This window comes from Lysinibacillus sp. NPDC097868 (assembly GCF_044761135.1).
GTDB lineage: Bacteria > Bacillota > Bacilli > Bacillales_A > Planococcaceae > Lysinibacillus.
The window spans coordinates 169,437-184,977 of record NZ_JBIWBS010000005.1; the positions used below are offsets into that span (position 1 = coordinate 169,437).

At 39.4% G+C, this 15,541-nt stretch carries 19 protein-coding genes and 2 other annotated features; all 19 genes read left to right on the plus strand.

What is annotated here, in order from left to right; translation table 11 throughout:
* Positions 1 to 16: 16 nt before the first annotated feature.
* The 19 genes from radA (at position 17) to ACIQXJ_RS21315 (ending at position 15,368) form a co-directional block, all read left to right on the plus strand.
* Entirely contained in the window at positions 17 to 1,393 is a 1,377-nt protein-coding gene (radA, locus tag ACIQXJ_RS21225; protein WP_401012497.1) for a DNA repair protein RadA, read from the plus strand.
* Positions 1,394 to 1,744: 351 nt separating this feature from the next.
* The gene (locus ACIQXJ_RS21230; protein WP_403057405.1) at positions 1,745 to 2,830 is read left to right on the plus strand and encodes a PIN/TRAM domain-containing protein; all 1,086 of its coding nucleotides are present in this window, start codon (positions 1,745 to 1,747) and stop codon (positions 2,828 to 2,830) included.
* Positions 2,831 to 2,842: 12 nt separating this feature from the next.
* Positions 2,843 to 3,535, plus strand: coding sequence for a 2-C-methyl-D-erythritol 4-phosphate cytidylyltransferase (gene ispD, locus ACIQXJ_RS21235; RefSeq protein ID WP_403057502.1), 693 nt, complete (start codon positions 2,843 to 2,845; stop codon positions 3,533 to 3,535).
* Positions 3,536 to 3,778: 243 nt separating this feature from the next.
* On the plus strand, positions 3,779 to 4,255 hold the full coding sequence (gene ispF / locus ACIQXJ_RS21240; protein WP_401012501.1) for a 2-C-methyl-D-erythritol 2,4-cyclodiphosphate synthase: 477 nt from the start codon (positions 3,779 to 3,781) through the stop codon (positions 4,253 to 4,255).
* Between the two features lie 121 nt (positions 4,256 to 4,376).
* The gene (gene gltX, locus ACIQXJ_RS21245) at positions 4,377 to 5,837 is read left to right on the plus strand and encodes a glutamate--tRNA ligase (protein WP_403057408.1); all 1,461 of its coding nucleotides are present in this window, start codon (positions 4,377 to 4,379) and stop codon (positions 5,835 to 5,837) included.
* 49 nt (positions 5,838 to 5,886) lie between these two features.
* Positions 5,887 to 6,103, plus strand: a binding site (T-box leader).
* Positions 6,104 to 6,293: 190 nt separating this feature from the next.
* Positions 6,294 to 6,944, plus strand: coding sequence for a serine O-acetyltransferase EpsC (gene epsC / locus ACIQXJ_RS21250; RefSeq protein WP_340821735.1), 651 nt, complete (start codon positions 6,294 to 6,296; stop codon positions 6,942 to 6,944).
* Positions 6,941 to 8,341 (plus strand): cysteine--tRNA ligase, encoded by a 1,401-nt coding sequence (gene cysS, locus ACIQXJ_RS21255; RefSeq protein WP_403057411.1) that lies wholly within the window; start codon positions 6,941 to 6,943, stop codon positions 8,339 to 8,341. Before epsC ends, cysS begins: the two co-directional genes overlap by 4 nt.
* A 5-nt stretch (positions 8,342 to 8,346) precedes the next feature.
* Positions 8,347 to 8,766 (plus strand): Mini-ribonuclease 3, encoded by a 420-nt coding sequence (locus ACIQXJ_RS21260; RefSeq protein ID WP_427430070.1) that lies wholly within the window; start codon positions 8,347 to 8,349, stop codon positions 8,764 to 8,766.
* Entirely contained in the window at positions 8,766 to 9,518 is a 753-nt protein-coding gene (gene rlmB, locus ACIQXJ_RS21265; RefSeq protein WP_340821738.1) for a 23S rRNA (guanosine(2251)-2'-O)-methyltransferase RlmB, read from the plus strand. Before ACIQXJ_RS21260 ends, rlmB begins: the two co-directional genes overlap by 1 nt.
* 2 nt (positions 9,519 to 9,520) lie before the next feature.
* Positions 9,521 to 10,033, plus strand: coding sequence for an NYN domain-containing protein (locus tag ACIQXJ_RS21270; protein ID WP_139859441.1), 513 nt, complete (start codon positions 9,521 to 9,523; stop codon positions 10,031 to 10,033).
* A 68-nt stretch (positions 10,034 to 10,101) separates the two neighbouring features.
* The gene (sigH, locus tag ACIQXJ_RS21275) at positions 10,102 to 10,749 is read left to right on the plus strand and encodes an RNA polymerase sporulation sigma factor SigH (protein WP_139859439.1); all 648 of its coding nucleotides are present in this window, start codon (positions 10,102 to 10,104) and stop codon (positions 10,747 to 10,749) included.
* Between the two features lie 76 nt (positions 10,750 to 10,825).
* Positions 10,826 to 10,972: a 50S ribosomal protein L33 gene (rpmG, locus tag ACIQXJ_RS21280; protein ID WP_340821740.1), complete on the plus strand. Its 147-nt coding sequence runs from the start codon at positions 10,826 to 10,828 to the stop codon at positions 10,970 to 10,972.
* A gap of 48 nt (positions 10,973 to 11,020) precedes the next feature.
* Positions 11,021 to 11,206 (plus strand): preprotein translocase subunit SecE, encoded by a 186-nt coding sequence (gene secE / locus ACIQXJ_RS21285; protein ID WP_004233589.1) that lies wholly within the window; start codon positions 11,021 to 11,023, stop codon positions 11,204 to 11,206.
* 312 nt (positions 11,207 to 11,518) lie between these two features.
* Entirely contained in the window at positions 11,519 to 12,052 is a 534-nt protein-coding gene (nusG, locus tag ACIQXJ_RS21290; RefSeq protein WP_401012513.1) for a transcription termination/antitermination protein NusG, read from the plus strand.
* Between the two features lie 231 nt (positions 12,053 to 12,283).
* A complete protein-coding gene (rplK, locus tag ACIQXJ_RS21295) occupies positions 12,284 to 12,709 on the plus strand; it encodes a 50S ribosomal protein L11 (RefSeq protein WP_004233593.1) in 426 nt (141 codons plus the stop codon).
* A gap of 116 nt (positions 12,710 to 12,825) precedes the next feature.
* A complete protein-coding gene (gene rplA, locus ACIQXJ_RS21300) occupies positions 12,826 to 13,524 on the plus strand; it encodes a 50S ribosomal protein L1 (RefSeq protein WP_403057415.1) in 699 nt (232 codons plus the stop codon).
* Positions 13,525 to 13,578: 54 nt separating this feature from the next.
* Positions 13,579 to 13,725, plus strand: a sequence feature (ribosomal protein L10 leader region).
* A 32-nt stretch (positions 13,726 to 13,757) separates the two neighbouring features.
* Positions 13,758 to 14,258: a 50S ribosomal protein L10 gene (rplJ, locus tag ACIQXJ_RS21305; RefSeq protein WP_401012517.1), complete on the plus strand. Its 501-nt coding sequence runs from the start codon at positions 13,758 to 13,760 to the stop codon at positions 14,256 to 14,258.
* Between the two features lie 73 nt (positions 14,259 to 14,331).
* Complete coding sequence (gene rplL, locus ACIQXJ_RS21310; RefSeq protein WP_010860618.1) at positions 14,332 to 14,691, plus strand: 50S ribosomal protein L7/L12; 360 nt, start codon at positions 14,332 to 14,334, stop codon at positions 14,689 to 14,691.
* A 74-nt stretch (positions 14,692 to 14,765) separates the two neighbouring features.
* A complete protein-coding gene (locus ACIQXJ_RS21315; protein ID WP_403057418.1) occupies positions 14,766 to 15,368 on the plus strand; it encodes a class I SAM-dependent methyltransferase in 603 nt (200 codons plus the stop codon).
* Positions 15,369 to 15,541: the final 173 nt, after the last annotated feature.

The window sequence follows — 15,541 nt, forward strand, 5'->3', positions numbered from 1 at the left end:
TATTCGAGGTGGTACTATGGCGAAGAAAAAAACTAAATTTGTCTGTACAGGTTGTGGCTATGAATCTGCAAAGTGGATGGGCCGTTGTCCAGGATGTGGCGAATGGAATAAAATGGTTGAAGAAGTAGAGGTCGTTGCGAAAGGTCCTCGTGGAGCATTCCAACATTCGGCTACAGTAACACAAAAGGCTATACCTATTATACAAGTGGAAGCAGCTGAAGAATCTCGGGTAGCTACCGAAATGGGAGAGCTCAATCGGGTTTTAGGCGGTGGTATCGTGCCAGGATCCCTTGTATTAATTGGTGGTGACCCTGGGATTGGGAAATCAACGCTTTTATTACAGGTATCTGCGTTGCTATCAAATAAAGGGCACCGTGTGCTGTATATTTCTGGGGAGGAATCTATTCGACAAACGAAATTGCGTGCAGAGCGTTTAGGAGTGATTTCTCAAGAGCTTTATATTTATTCGGAGACGAATTTAGAGTTGTTAAACCAAACGATTGACGATGTACAGCCGAAGTTTGTTATCGTGGATTCCATACAAACAGTTTTCCATCCAGAGGTGACAAGTGCACCTGGTAGCGTATCGCAAGTACGTGAATGTACAGCAGAGCTAATGCGAATTGCAAAAACGAAAGGCATTGCCATTTTCTTAGTAGGGCATGTAACGAAAGAAGGGCAAATTGCGGGACCACGTATTTTAGAACATATGGTGGACACAGTGTTGTATTTCGAAGGAGAGCGCCATCACAACCACCGTATTTTACGGAGTCAGAAAAACCGCTTTGGCTCTACAAATGAAATTGCTATATTCGAAATGCTTCAAGGGGGCTTAAAAGAAGTGTTGAATCCGTCTGAGTTGTTTTTACAGGAACGCTCACAAGGTGCGGCAGGTTCAACCATTGTGGCATCAATGGAGGGTACAAGACCAATTTTAGTAGAAATTCAATCGCTTGTGACTCCGACGAGCTTCAATTATCCAAAACGTATGGCAACAGGGGTAGACCAAAACCGCGTGCAATTGCTTATGGCGGTGCTTGAAAAGCGGATGGGTCTCATGCTACAAGCGCAGGATGCATATATTAAAGTTGCTGGCGGTGTGAAGCTAGATGAACCTGCAATTGACCTAGCGGTGTTGACGAGTATTGTTTCAAGTTTTAAAGATCAGGCTGTGCGTGCTACAGATTGCTTTATTGGTGAAGTGGGCTTAACAGGAGAGGTTCGTCGTGTAACACGTATTGAACAACGCGTGATTGAGGCGGCAAAACTAGGCTTTAAGCGAGCGTTTATCCCTGCCTCTAATATTGGCGGTTGGGATTTCCCACAAGGTATCGAAATTGTTGGTGTAGAGACAATTAAGGATGCATTGAATGCTTGCTTTAGAGAGCTATAAATAATTTAATGGGTCCATTTTATAACTAGTTTCTAAAAGAATACCAATATTTAAGTGGAGCGAAAGCTGTAGCGTAATGTTGAAGTTTATTTTGATACAAATGTGAATTATGAAATTGATTGAATAAATTAGTGCATGCTGAGGGATATCCTAGCATGCACTTTTCCTCCATTATAGCGGTCATAAAATTTCCTTGAAATTGGATAACATTTATTGCGGAAATAATGCATCTCTCACGGCTTTAATAACGTCCAATAAACAGCAGTAAAAATAATAATGTTTTGATGGGCTCAAAAAAGATTTTCTACAGAAAAATATGTATAATCGATTATAAGAATTGGAGGTGACAGTATGAAAAAATTTATTCAAATTGCTTTTTTACTGATTGGGGGAGCTTTAGGCCTTGTTTTCTTACCGCCATTATACGAATTGCTTCATTTATCATCTAATCCTTGGCTTGATAATCCTTATGTATCAGTTGCTTTAGGGGCGCTTTTACTATTTACATTATCGTTTGCATTTTCCGACTATTTCGTTCGGCTTATTAGCTGGATGGAAGAGGTGCTATTTAAAGTACCAGTTGGGGATTTATTATTTGGTACGCTGGGGCTAATTGTAGGACTTATCGTAGCGTATTTCCTAGGCTTTGCGATTGATAGCGTTCAGATACGCGGTATTACAGAAGTAATTCCAATCATCCTGTCATTTGTGCTTGGCTATTTGGGATTCCGTGTCGGCTTTAAAAAGCGAGATGAGCTACTACAGTTATTTACATTACGTGGGCATAATGCGAAGAAAAAAGCCGCTGAAGGTATTGATGTTCCAGAAATTCGTGGTAGCTATAAATTGCTAGATACGAGCGTTATTATAGATGGCCGTATTGCGGATATTTCTGAAACGGGCTTTATAGAGGGTGTCTTAGTGGTGCCGCAGTTTGTACTAACGGAGCTTCAGCATATTGCAGATTCCTCAGATACATTAAAACGTACACGAGGTCGCCGTGGTTTGGATATATTAAAAAAACTGCAAGATGAACGTATGACAAAGGTAGAGATTACCGAAGAAGATTTTGAAGATGTGCAGGAAGTCGATTTAAAACTTGTACGTCTTGCAAAGAAAATGGGTAATGACACTCAAATTGTTACGAATGATTTCAACTTGAACAAAGTATGTGAGCTACACCAAGTGCAAGTGCTGAACATCAATGATTTGGCAAATGCAGTGAAGCCAGTAGTTATTCCTGGCGAGGATATGCAAGTTGTCGTTATTAAAGATGGGAAAGAGCATAACCAAGGTGTTGCTTATTTGGATGATGGCACGATGATAGTTGTAGAAGGTGGTCGAAGTTATATAGGACAGGCAATTACAGTAACTGTAACGAGCGTTTTACAAACATCAGCAGGTCGTATGATTTTTGCCAAGCCAAAGGATGATTAGGAAGTGGAAAATGTGCAGTATGAAGTAGTACTTCCAGCAGCAGGTAGCGGGAAGCGAATGGGAGCAGGACAAAATAAATTATTTTTAGAGCTTTTAGGGAAACCGATTTTAATACACACATTAGAAGTATTTGAGCAAGATAGAAACTGTACAGGAATTTGGCTTGCGGTGAAGCCGGAGGAGCGAGCGTTTATTCAAGAAATGCTCGCGAATTATGGCATCTCTAAGGTCAAGGGCTTGCCCGATGGTGGTGCAGAGCGTCAACATTCGGTTCATTCTTGCATGAAGGAAATGGAGCAAGTTGATATTGTTTTAGTGCATGATGCAGCACGTCCATTTATTACGCACGCAATTATTGCAAACCTTGTGCAAAGTGCGAATGATTTTGGCGCTGCTATCGCCGGCGTTCGTGCCAAGGATACGATGAAAAAAGTACGTGATGGCATCATTGAAGAAACAGTAGATCGTGAAAGCCTGTGGATGATTCAAACACCGCAAGCCTTCCGCTTTGATTTGATTGTAGAGGCTGAGGATGTTGCCGAGAAAGTAGGCTTCCTAGGCACAGACGAGGCAATGCTAGTTGAACGTCTTGGTCATGCGGTACATATTGTAGAAAGTACCTACGAGAATGTAAAGATGACGACTAAAGAAGATTTACTATTTGGTGAAGCAATTTTACAACGCCGAGTGTCGGAAGCTTATTAAAAATAACTTTGAAATCTCATCAGCCTTAAACGTAGCTGATGGGATTTTTTTTATTAATCTTGAACAAACTATTAATAAGTATGTTGATTATCTCTATCGTAAGTAAGTTGTGTATGTAAAGTGTTGTGAAGATGATGTGGAGAGCTCAATTTCCTAGGAAATATGGTAAACTGTCTATAAATAGAAAATCATAAAGGCAGGTGAATGCTGTTACAATTATCTCTATTGTAACGGCAGTATTGTATGTTTCGAGTAGGACAAGGTTTTGACGTACATGCATTTGAAGAAGGGCGTCCACTAATTATTGGTGGTATTACAATTCCGCATGAAAAAGGCTTAGTAGGGCATTCGGATGCAGATGTATTATTACACACAGTAACAGATGCAGCACTTGGAGCTATAGGTGAAGGTGATATTGGTCGTCACTTTCCAGATACAGATCCTGAATGGAAGGATGCTGATTCAGCAAAGTTACTAGAGTATATTTGGAAAATCGTTGAAGACAAAGGTTATGTGCTTGGCAATGTAGATTGCACCATTATGGCACAACGTCCGAAAATGGCGCCTTACATTGAACAAATGAGAAATCGCATTGCAACGCTATTAAACGCAGAACCATCACAAGTAAATGTCAAAGCGACAACTACTGAAAGATTGGGCTTTACAGGTCGAGAAGAAGGCATTGCTTCAATGGCAACGATTCTATTGATAAAAAAATAAAAAATGGCGCGTGTCCAATTCCTAAGCACGCGCTACTTTTATTTCCTATACTACAGTGGTAAAATGAACAATTAAAAAGGTCGGAATTATTTTCAGACGAACATTTAGGAGGCATTTAATTATGACGAAAGAAGTTCGCGTTCGTTACGCGCCATCACCAACTGGATTTTTACATATTGGCGGTGCACGTACAGCGTTATTCAACTATTTATATGCAAAACATCATAACGGTAAATTCATCGTGCGTATTGAAGATACGGATATTGAGCGTAATGTAGAAGGTGGAGAAGCGTCTCAGTTAGATAACTTAAAATGGTTAGGTATCGAATATGACGAGTCAATCGATATTGGTGGTCCTTATGCACCTTATCGTCAAATGGAACGCCTAGATATTTATAAAGAGCATGCTGAAAAGTTATTACAACAAGGTAAGGCTTATAAATGTTTCTGTTCATCAGAAAAATTAGAGGCGTCTCGTGAAGAGCAAAAAGCTCGTGGCGTTGCAGCACCAACTTATGATGGTACTTGCCGTCATTTATCTGCTGAAGAAGTAGCGGCTAAAGAAGCGGCTGGCGAGCAATATACGATTCGTATGCGTGTACCTGAAAATGTAACATACGAATTTGAAGATTTAGTGCGTGGACAAGTATCGTTCGAATCAAAAGATGTTGGTGACTGGGTACTTGTGAAAGCAAATGGTATTCCGACATACAACTATGCGGTAGTGTTAGACGATCACTTTATGGAAATCTCACACGTATTCCGTGGGGAAGAACATTTATCAAACACACCAAAACAAATGATGATTTTTGATGCATTTGGCTGGGAATATCCTCGCTTTGGGCATATGACATTAATCATTAACGAGAACCGCAAAAAATTATCAAAACGTGACGAGTCAATTATTCAGTTCGTAACGCAATATAAAGACCTTGGTTATTTACCAGAAGCTATGTTCAATTTCTTCGCTTTGCTAGGTTGGTCTCCTGAAGGTGAAGAAGAGATTTTCACAAAAGAAGAATTTATTAAAATGTTTGATGAGAAACGTTTATCAAAATCGCCATCTATGTTTGATAAGCAAAAGCTTACTTGGATGAATAATCAGTACATCAAAAAATTATCTTTAGAAGAAGTAGTGGCTTTATCTTTACCACACTTACAAAAAGCTGGCTTATTACCACAAGAGCTAACAGGTGAAGAACGTGCTTGGGCAACAGATTTAATCGCGCTTTACCATGAGCAAATGAGCTTTGGTGCTGAAATTGTGGAGTTATCTCGCCTATTCTTTAACGATCATATTGAATATGATGAGGAAGCAAAAGCAGTTTTAGCTGGCGAGCAGGTACCAGAGGTAATGGCTGCATTTAAAGTACAACTTGAAAATTTAGAAGAATTTACACCTGAAACTGTCAAAGCAGCTATCAAAGCTGTGCAAAAAGAAACAGGTCACAAAGGTAAAAATTTATTTATGCCAATCCGTGTTGTGACTACAGGTGAAACGCACGGTCCTGAGCTTCCAAATGCTATTTGTTTAATCGGTAAAGAGAAAACAATTGACCGTGTAGAAAAATACGCGAAATAATAGAAATTTATTGACAAACTGTTTCTTCGATGTAAAATGAATGTACATTGAGAAAGCGTTGATAAGGAGAAGTACGTGGCGCAAGCTCTAAAGAGAGGACCATCACCGGCTGAAAGTGGTCTGAGCCAAGGCAATACCGAAATGCACCTTTGAGCATAAAGCTGAACAATAGTAGGCTTTATCGGGTCGTTCCCGTTATAGGACGTCCAAGTGGAAGGCATATGCCTTCAATCAGAGTGGAACCGCGCAAATTCAGCGTCTCTGTCATTCCTTTTTTAGGAATGATAGGGGCGCTTTTTATTATTTTTTTATGATTTTCGGGTGTTAGATGAAAAAGGGAAATCATTACTAATAACAATAGGTTTTAACGTCATTTTTGCGTGGGGTTATTGTAAGGGTTAGAAATAACATGGTCGAGATCACAAACACACATTGAATCGAAAAGGGGGAGTTTTGATGTTTAAAAGAATAAAGGAAGATGTAGAGACTATTTTTGAAAATGATCCAGCGGCGCGCAGTGTACTTGAAGTTGTGTTAACATATTCAGGGCTGCATGCTACATGGGCGCATCGTGTTGCACACTGGTTTTTTAAAAGACGTTTTTATTTTATCGCACGCGTGATTTCACAAATAAGTCGCTTCTTTACAGGAATTGAAATACACCCTGGTGCTAAAATTGGCCGTCGCTTCTTTATTGACCACGGCATGGGCGTTGTTATAGGGGAAACATGTGAGATAGGCGATAATGTTACACTTTATCAAGGTGTTACACTTGGGGGTACAGGGAAAGAAAAAGGCAAACGCCACCCGACATTAGAAGATAATGTGTTAGTTGCCACAGGTGCAAAAGTATTAGGTTCTATTACAATTGGTGAGAATAGTAAAATTGGTGCGGGTTCAGTAGTATTAAAAGAAGTGCCACCAAATTCTACTGTAGTCGGTATCCCTGGTAAAGTAGTGATGAGAGATGGTGTTCGTTTAGAGAAAAAACTAGATCATCAAAATATTCCTGACCCTGTAGAGGAACGTTGTCAAGGTTTCGAAAAGCAAATAGCAGCATTGCAAGAAGAAATCGGACGCTTACAAAAGGAGAGAGAAACACAATGAGTATTCAAATTTTTAACTCATTAACAAGACAAAAAGAAACTTTCGTACCGCTAGAAGAAGGCAAAGTTAAAATGTATGTTTGCGGTCCGACTGTTTATAACTATATTCATATTGGGAATTCACGTCCTGTAATTGTGTACGATACTGTACGACGATATTTTCAATATAAAGGCTACGATGTGAAATTTGTATCAAATTTCACGGATGTGGACGATAAAATTATTAAAGCAGCAAACGAGCTTGGTGAAGAAGTTCATGAGCTTACCGACCGTTTTATTGCTGCATATTTTGAAGATGTTACTGCACTGGGATGCAAAAAGGCCGATGTGCATCCTCGTGTAACGGATCACATGGATGACATTATTGAATTTATTAAAGTGTTAATCGAAAAAGGCTACGCATATGAATCGGCTGGCGATGTGTATTACCGCACTCGAAAATTTAACGGCTACGGTAAGCTTTCGCATCAATCGGTGGATGATTTAAAAATCGGTGCACGTATTGAAGCAGGCGAGAAAAAAGACGATGCATTAGACTTTGCATTATGGAAAGCAGCAAAGCCTGGTGAGATTTATTGGGAAAGTCCTTGGGGCAACGGACGTCCAGGATGGCATATTGAATGCTCGGTCATGGCACGTGAGCATTTAGGTGATACAATTGATATACATGCAGGTGGTCAAGATTTAACATTCCCGCACCATGAAAATGAAATTGCGCAATCTGAAGCGCATAACGATACAACATTTGCGCGCTACTGGATGCATAATGGATATATTAATATTGATAATGAAAAAATGTCAAAATCCCTTGGTAATTTTGTGCTTGTGAACGATATACGTAAACAAATCGATCCGCAAATTTTACGTTTCTTTATGTTATCTGTACATTATCGTCACCCAATTAACTTTGCTAAAGATTTAGTAGATGCTGCGGCTACTGGGTTGGAGCGTATTCGCACTTCCTATAACAACGTTAAGTACCGCTTATCCACTACTGCAAGTCTCGGTGAACACTCGGACGAATGGCTCCAACAAATCGCTACACAAAAAGTACAATTTGAAGAAGCGATGGATGATGATTTCAATACAGCAAATGCTATTTCAGTATTATTTGAATTAGCTCGTATTGCTAATATTTACTTGAATGAGACGAATACGGATGAAAAAGTATTGTTAACTTTTGTTGAAACTTTTGAGGTATTAGGTGACGTCTTAGGTATTGAATTTGCAAAAGAAGCTGAACTTCTAGACGAAGAGATTGAAGCGCTTTTGCAGGAACGCGTGGAAGCACGTAAAAATCGTGACTTTGCTCGTTCAGATGAAATCCGCGACCATTTACAGGCGCAAGGTATCATTTTAGAGGATACACGCCAAGGGACAAGATGGAAACGAGGGTAAGTAACTTGGATAAACTCCGAAATGAAGATGTTAAGCAATTAAATGCATTAGCGCTCGCATATATGGGAGATGCGGTTTTAGAACAAAAGGTCCGCGAGTATTTACTGCGTAGTGGCCGTGTAAAGCCCAATACACTCCATAGAGAAGCAACACATTATGTATCAGCAAAGGCACAGTCGACGATTGTACATCGCATGATGGATGAAAACTTTTTAACAGAGCAGGAATTGGCAGTGTTCCGACGAGGACGCAATGCCAAGTCCGGTTCTGTTCCTAAAAATACAGATGTCCAAACATACAGGAATAGCTCCGGCTTTGAGGCGGTACTCGGAAGCTTGTACTTACTAGGTGAATTAGAACGCGTTTATGACATCATTGCATACGCTATTCAAATAATCGAGGAATTAAAAGGAGTGTCAAAATAATGGCAGAACAAAATGGTGAAATTATTGCCGGTAAAAACCCAGTGTTAGAAGCACTTCGTTCAGGCCGCGATATGAATAAAGTATGGATTGCAGAAGGTGTTAAAAAGTCGGGGGTCAATGAACTGCTTGATTTAGCGCGTGAACGTGGCATCATTGTTCAATTTGTACCGAAAAAAAAGGTCGATCAATTATCGGATGCTAATCATCAAGGAATTGTTGCCTCTGTTGCAGCGTATAGCTATGCAGAGTTAGATGATTTATTTGCGGCGGCACAAAAAAAACAAGAAGATCCGTTTTTCTTAATATTAGATGAGTTAGAGGACCCACATAATTTAGGCTCTATTATGCGAACTGCAGATGCAATCGGCGTACATGGTATAATTATTCCAAAGCGTCGCTCAGTGAGTTTGACAGCGGTTGTGGCGAAGGCCTCTACAGGAGCGATTGAGCATGTACCAGTTGTACGTGTTAATAACCTAGCACAAACAGTAGATGAGTTAAAAGAGCGTGGCGTATGGATTGCTGGTACAGATGCAAAAGGTTCTGCGGATTATCGAAAAATGGATGCAACCTTACCACTTGCAATTATTATTGGTAGTGAGGGCAAAGGGATGGGACGCCTGTTAAAAGAGAAATGTGACTTTTTATATCATCTGCCTATGGTTGGGCATGTCACATCATTAAATGCTTCTGTAGCTGCCGCACTATTAATGTACGAAGTGTATCGTAAACGTCAAGAAGCGAATGAGTAACGATGAAAAACATTTTGCTTGTTGACGGCTATAATATGATTGGAGCTTGGAAAGAGCTACGTCCATTACGTGACACAAATTTTGAAGATGCACGTAAGCGATTAATTGAGCTTATGGCTGAATATAAAGCGGCGATAGGATGGCGCGTGATCGTAGTTTTTGACGCCCATCTTGTGCCGGGTGTGGAACAATCTTATATAGAGAATGGTGTCGAAATCATTTATACAAGGAAAAATGAAACAGCAGATGAACGCATTGAAAAGATGACACATGAACTAAAGGCAAGACATGTACAAATCCACGTCGCGACTTCCGATATGGCAGAACAAAGTGTTATTTTTGGTAATGGTGCACTACGCAAATCGGCAAGAGAGCTAGAAATTGATATGAGCATTATTCAGCATAAAATTTCTCACGATGTAAAAAGAAAGCAGGATAGCAAGCCACCTTCACGCATTGAGCTAAAGCCAGATGTGGCACTTGCCTTCGAAAAGTGGCGTCGTGGATTAAAATGATTGATTGACGCATATTTTCCAATTCCGTTATACTGTTCCTAATTATCTGTTGCAGCTGAGGTGATACCATGTTTAAAAATAGTATTGTACAAGTGACACAAGATTTTGAACGATTCAATGATGAAGAGCTTATTGAAATGGTGCATCAAGGTAATACAGATGCGTTGGATTTTTTAATTACAAAATACCGTTTGCTAGTAAGGGCAAAGGCAAGGTCTTATTTTTTAATTGGTGCTGATAAAGAGGATATTGTACAAGAGGGTATGATTGGCTTGTATAAAGCTGTCCGTGATTTTAAAGGGGACAAGCTAGCTTCTTTTCGAGCTTTTGCAGAGTTATGTATTACGAGACAAATTATTACAGCAATTAAAACAGCAACAAGGCAAAAACATATTCCGTTAAATTCCTATGTTTCTCTAGATAAGCCTATTTTTGATGAGGAATCAGATCGCACTTTAATGGATGTGTTAACAGGCGCTATTATGGACGATCCAGAAGAGTTAATGATTCATAGAGAAGAGTTTGGTTATTTAGAAGAAAAAATGAGTGAAATTTTGAGCGAATTGGAGCTACAAGTATTAGCTCTATACTTAGATGGGCAATCCTATCATGAAATTTCTGCGAAATTGAATCGGCATGTAAAGTCGATTGATAATGCTTTGCAACGAGTTAAGCGGAAATTAGAGCGTCATTTAGTGCTTGAGGAAATGTTGTAGAGGGCACGTACCCTTGTTGACATTGACAATTTTAGGTGTTAGTCTTTAAAAGACAAAGTGCCGAAAAGGTGATTATATGGCAAAAAAAGTCGTGCTAAATTGTGAAAAATGCGGATCGAGAAATTACACTTTTCCTGCTAAAGGAGATACTACTGTACGTCTCGAATTAAAGAAATTTTGCTCGCATTGCAATGAACATACAGTGCATAAACAAACGTTATAAAATATTTTGTAAATAGACAGATATGATTGATTCGGAGGTTAGGCTAGAATGGGCAAGATTAAAAGTTTTTTCAGCGACGTAATGTCGGAAATGCGAAAAACTAGCTGGCCAAAAAGTAAAGAACTGACGAAATATACAGTCGTTGTAATTTCAACTGTAGTAATTATGGCTTTATTTTTTGTGTTAGTAGACTTAGGTATTTCATCATTATTCCGCTGGTACTTAGATTTATAATTTAGAAAAGAGCATGTTAATACTTTTGAAAATAGCCCGTCCATTACAATAACGGGTTTTTTCGTTTGTTTTATGAAGTAAAGAGCAGTAAAATGTTCTCATTATGATAAGTGTGACTACCAATGAAAGTATGTTGGTAGCGATAGATGACTATGCTAATTAGGTATATATCATCGAGCTTTCGCTTGCAATGGCGAAAGCTATGTTTTTCTATTGGGAAGTTTGTGAAAAGAATAAAGGATGCACTTTGCATATCGCGCTCATTTTCACTTTTATTTGTAAGGGAGGGACGGACGAGTAGTCCTAGCAGTTATGGAGAAAAATTGGTATGTTGTTCATACGTATTCAGGGTATGAAAACCGTGTAAAAGCAAACCTAGAAAAACGTGTTGAAACAATGGGGATGCAAGATAAAATCTTCCGCGTTATCGTGCCTGAGCACGAGGAAACAGAAATGAAGGACGGCAAAAAGAAGACAATGATGCGTAAAGTCTTTCCTGGTTATGTCCTAGTAGAGCTAATAATGACAGATGATTCTTGGTATGTTGTCCGCAATACGCCAGGTGTAACTGGCTTTATCGGTTCATCAGGTGGCGGAGCTAAACCGACGCCTCTATTACCAGAAGAAGCGGATCGTCTATTAGAACAAATGGGCATGACTGATAAAATTGTTGAAATCGATATTACTATTGGTGAAGCAGTTGAAGTATTAGAAGGACCATTTGCGCACTTCCAAGGACGTGTTGAAGAAATCGACGCTGAAAAAGGAAAACTGAAAGTATCTGTAGATATGTTTGGTCGCGAAACGATTATGGAACTTGATTTTGAACAAATTAAAAAATTATAGTTTTACTTTCTAGTTACCATATTACGTATGATTGAGCGTATATCGCAGATTTTGTTAATTACTACTTGCTTAAAAAAATTAAAAGTGGTATCATTTCAAAGGTCAGACTGTCATACTTCGGTTGGCGTCTGTAATGATAATTTTAATGTTATCGGCAATTAGCTGACAGACAGATATTGAGTGGGAGGGGCAACCCAATTACCACATCACGGACTTAAGGAGGTGTGTCTCGTGGCTAAAAAAGTTATTAAAGTTGTTAAACTTCAAATCCCTGCTGGTAAAGCAAACCCAGCTCCACCGGTTGGTCCTGCATTAGGTCAAGCAGGTGTGAACATCATGGGATTCTGTAAAGAATTCAATGCGCGTACTGCTGATCAAGCTGGTCTTATTATTCCGGTTGAAATTTCAGTATTCGAAGACCGTTCATTTACTTTCATTACGAAAACTCCACCTGCAGCAGTTTTACTTAAAGTAGCAGCTGGTATCCAATCTGGATCTGGTGAACCAAACCGTAAAAAAGTTGCAACGGTTAAACGTGATAAAGTTCGCGAAATCGCTGAAACTAAAATGCCAGACCTTAACGCTGCTTCAGTTGAAGCTGCTATGTTAATGGTTGAAGGTACTGCACGAAGCATGGGTATTGTTATCGAAGACTAATCCCAGTTACTTGATGTTTTTGTTTTTGGAAGGTTGCGGAGTTTCTTTGTGAACGCGCAACCTTTATTCGTGGGAGGTAAAATCCGCTATAACCACAATCAAGGAGGAAATATATAATGGCTAAAAAAGGTAAAAAGCTGCAAGATGCAGTGAAATTAATCGACCGTAACAACGTATACGGCGCACAAGAAGCAATCGAACTTGCTCAAAAAACTAGCACAGTAAACTTCGACGCTACTGTAGAAGTTGCTTTCCGTTTAGGAATCGATACTCGTAAAAATGACCAACAAATCCGTGGTGCAGTAGTACTACCAAACGGTACTGGTAAAACTCAACGTGTATTAGTTTTCGCTAAAGGTGAAAAACTTAAAGAAGCAGAAGCTGCTGGCGCTGATTATGTAGGCGATGCAGAATACATCCAAAAAATCCAACAAGGTTGGTTTGACTTCGATGTAATCGTAGCAACTCCTGACATGATGGGTGAAGTTGGTAAACTTGGTCGTGTATTAGGACCTAAAGGTTTAATGCCAAACCCTAAAACTGGTACAGTTACATTTGACGTAACAAAAGCAATCGAAGAAATCAAAGCTGGTAAAGTGGAATACCGCGCTGATAAAGCTGGTATTATCCACGCTCCTATCGGTAAAGTTTCTTTTGCTACAGAAAAACTTGTAGAAAACTTCTTAACTGTATTTGACGTTGTTCAAAAAGCAAAACCTGCTGCAGCTAAAGGTACTTACATGAAATCTGTAAATGTTACAACTACAATGGGCCCAGCTGTTAAAATTGACGCTGCTAACGTAGTAGTAAAATAATTTTATATAAATCGATTGACAGCTATCCGTATCTTTGGTAAGATGGATGCTGTTGTGAATCATCCATTTGTACCGTAGACAGTAGGAGTGACTTGTCACTTAATGATCCTACCGAGGACATCGGAATTCGGATTCTTATTTTAAAGATGATGACTTTCAGCCTCTGTGTCTATATGACCCAGAGGCTTTACTTTTGTCGGTATAAATGACCCATTCTAATAGGAGGTGTCATCATGAGCAAAGCAATCGAAAACAAACAATCACAAGTGCAAGAAATCACTGAAAAATTCCAAAGCGCTGCTTCTGTAGTAGTAGTGGATTATCGTGGTCTTAACGTTGCACAAGTGACTGAACTTCGTAAACAACTTCGTGAAGCTGGTGTTGAGTTTAAAGTTTACAAAAACACTTTAACTCGTCGTGCTGCTGAAGCTGCTGGCGTTGAAGGAATCAATGAAGTATTAACTGGTCCTAACGCAATCGCGTTCTCAACTGAAGATGTTGTAGCCCCTGCTAAAATCATCAACGAGTTCGCTAAGAAAAACGAAGCTTTAGAAATTAAAGCGGGTATTATTGAAGGTACAATCTCTTCTGTTGAAGATGTTAAAGCACTTGCAGAACTTCCATCACGCGAAGGTCTTCTTTCAATGCTTTTATCTGTACTTCAAGCTCCAGTGCGCAACTTCGCACTTGCAACAAAAGCTGTTGCAGAACAAAAAGAAGAACAAGGCGCATAATTTCTTGCGTTGCATAACTTCCGCGGCTTGACCGCAAAAAAACTAAAACACATCCAATTAGGAGGAAATTATAATGAACAAAGAGCAAATCTTAGAAGCTATCAAAGCTATGACAGTTCTTGAATTAAACGATTTAGTAAAAGCTATCGAAGAAGAATTCGGTGTAACAGCTGCTGCTCCAGTAGCAGTAGTTGCTGGCGGTGCTGCTGCAGCTGAAGAAAAAACAGAATTCGACGTAGTATTAGCATCTGCTGGTGCTGAAAAAATTAAAGTAATCAAAGTGGTTCGCGAAATCACTGGTTTAGGTCTTAAAGAAGCTAAAGAAGTTGTAGATAACGCTCCTAAAGCTCTTAAAGAAGGCGTTTCTAAAGATGAAGCTGAACAAATCAAAGCTAAACTTGAAGAAGTTGGCGCATCTGTAGAAGTTAAGTAATCTCGTATTACTTTTATACAAAAGGAAGCTCGTCATTGTGGCGAGCTTTTTCTTCATTCTGAGGAGGCGTGAAAATGTCAGATCACTATTATACAAGTAAGCCTCAAACTGAAAGTAAACCTCGTCACTGGACGTTCGAGTTACTTGGGCATACGTTTTCCTTTGAAACGGATGCAGGTGTATTTAGTAAAAGCGAAGTAGATTTTGGATCCCGTGTATTGATAGACGCGTTTCAAATGCCGGATGTAGATGGTGCGATTTTTGATGTAGGTTGTGGCTATGGGCCAATTGGGTTATCGATTGCCAAGGCAAATCCTGAGCGCACTGTTTTGATGATGGATATTAATGAACGAGCAGTTGCGCTTTCTCAAAAAAATGCGCAAGTAAACGGTGTTCAAAATGTACGAATATTTGTCAGTGACGGACTATCGAATGTTGATGATGAGGCGAAGGCTGCAGCTATTTTAACCAATCCTCCAATTCGCGCAGGAAAGGACACGGTTTTCCGCTTTTACGATGGTGCTTATAATAAGTTAGTCACTTCTGGAGAGTTATGGGTAGTGATTCAGAAGAAGCAAGGTGCACCATCAACGGTTAGCTATTTAGAAGAAAAATTTTCTGAAGTCGATGTTGTGGAGAAGAAAAAAGGATACTGGATAGTGCGTGCAAAAAAATAAATGAAATATGTATAAAATATTGACTTGACAAAACGGCTATGATAATATGATACAATGCAAAAATATTATTTTGAGGTCGTGTGCCCTTTTGGTATATGAATGATTTTATATGGGTATACTTGCCAAGATAAGTTTAGTTAACCGAAAATGAGATCTTTTGAAGACTCGTTTTC

Coding starts and splice junctions, on each gene's coding strand:
- radA (WP_401012497.1), top strand. CDS start 17: ATGGCGAAGAAAAAAACTAAATTTGTCTGTACAGGTTGTGGCTATGAA.
- ACIQXJ_RS21230 (WP_403057405.1), top strand. CDS start 1,745: ATGAAAAAATTTATTCAAATTGCTTTTTTACTGATTGGGGGAGCTTTA.
- ispF (WP_401012501.1), top strand. CDS start 3,779: ATGTTTCGAGTAGGACAAGGTTTTGACGTACATGCATTTGAAGAAGGG.
- gltX (WP_403057408.1), top strand. CDS start 4,377: ATGACGAAAGAAGTTCGCGTTCGTTACGCGCCATCACCAACTGGATTT.
- epsC (WP_340821735.1), top strand. CDS start 6,294: ATGTTTAAAAGAATAAAGGAAGATGTAGAGACTATTTTTGAAAATGAT.
- cysS (WP_403057411.1), top strand. CDS start 6,941: ATGAGTATTCAAATTTTTAACTCATTAACAAGACAAAAAGAAACTTTC.
- rlmB (WP_340821738.1), top strand. CDS start 8,766: ATGGCAGAACAAAATGGTGAAATTATTGCCGGTAAAAACCCAGTGTTA.
- ACIQXJ_RS21270 (WP_139859441.1), top strand. CDS start 9,521: ATGAAAAACATTTTGCTTGTTGACGGCTATAATATGATTGGAGCTTGG.
- sigH (WP_139859439.1), top strand. CDS start 10,102: ATGTTTAAAAATAGTATTGTACAAGTGACACAAGATTTTGAACGATTC.
- rpmG (WP_340821740.1), top strand. CDS start 10,826: ATGGCAAAAAAAGTCGTGCTAAATTGTGAAAAATGCGGATCGAGAAAT.
- secE (WP_004233589.1), top strand. CDS start 11,021: ATGGGCAAGATTAAAAGTTTTTTCAGCGACGTAATGTCGGAAATGCGA.
- nusG (WP_401012513.1), top strand. CDS start 11,519: ATGGAGAAAAATTGGTATGTTGTTCATACGTATTCAGGGTATGAAAAC.
- rplA (WP_403057415.1), top strand. CDS start 12,826: ATGGCTAAAAAAGGTAAAAAGCTGCAAGATGCAGTGAAATTAATCGAC.
- rplJ (WP_401012517.1), top strand. CDS start 13,758: ATGAGCAAAGCAATCGAAAACAAACAATCACAAGTGCAAGAAATCACT.
- rplL (WP_010860618.1), top strand. CDS start 14,332: ATGAACAAAGAGCAAATCTTAGAAGCTATCAAAGCTATGACAGTTCTT.
- ACIQXJ_RS21315 (WP_403057418.1), top strand. CDS start 14,766: ATGTCAGATCACTATTATACAAGTAAGCCTCAAACTGAAAGTAAACCT.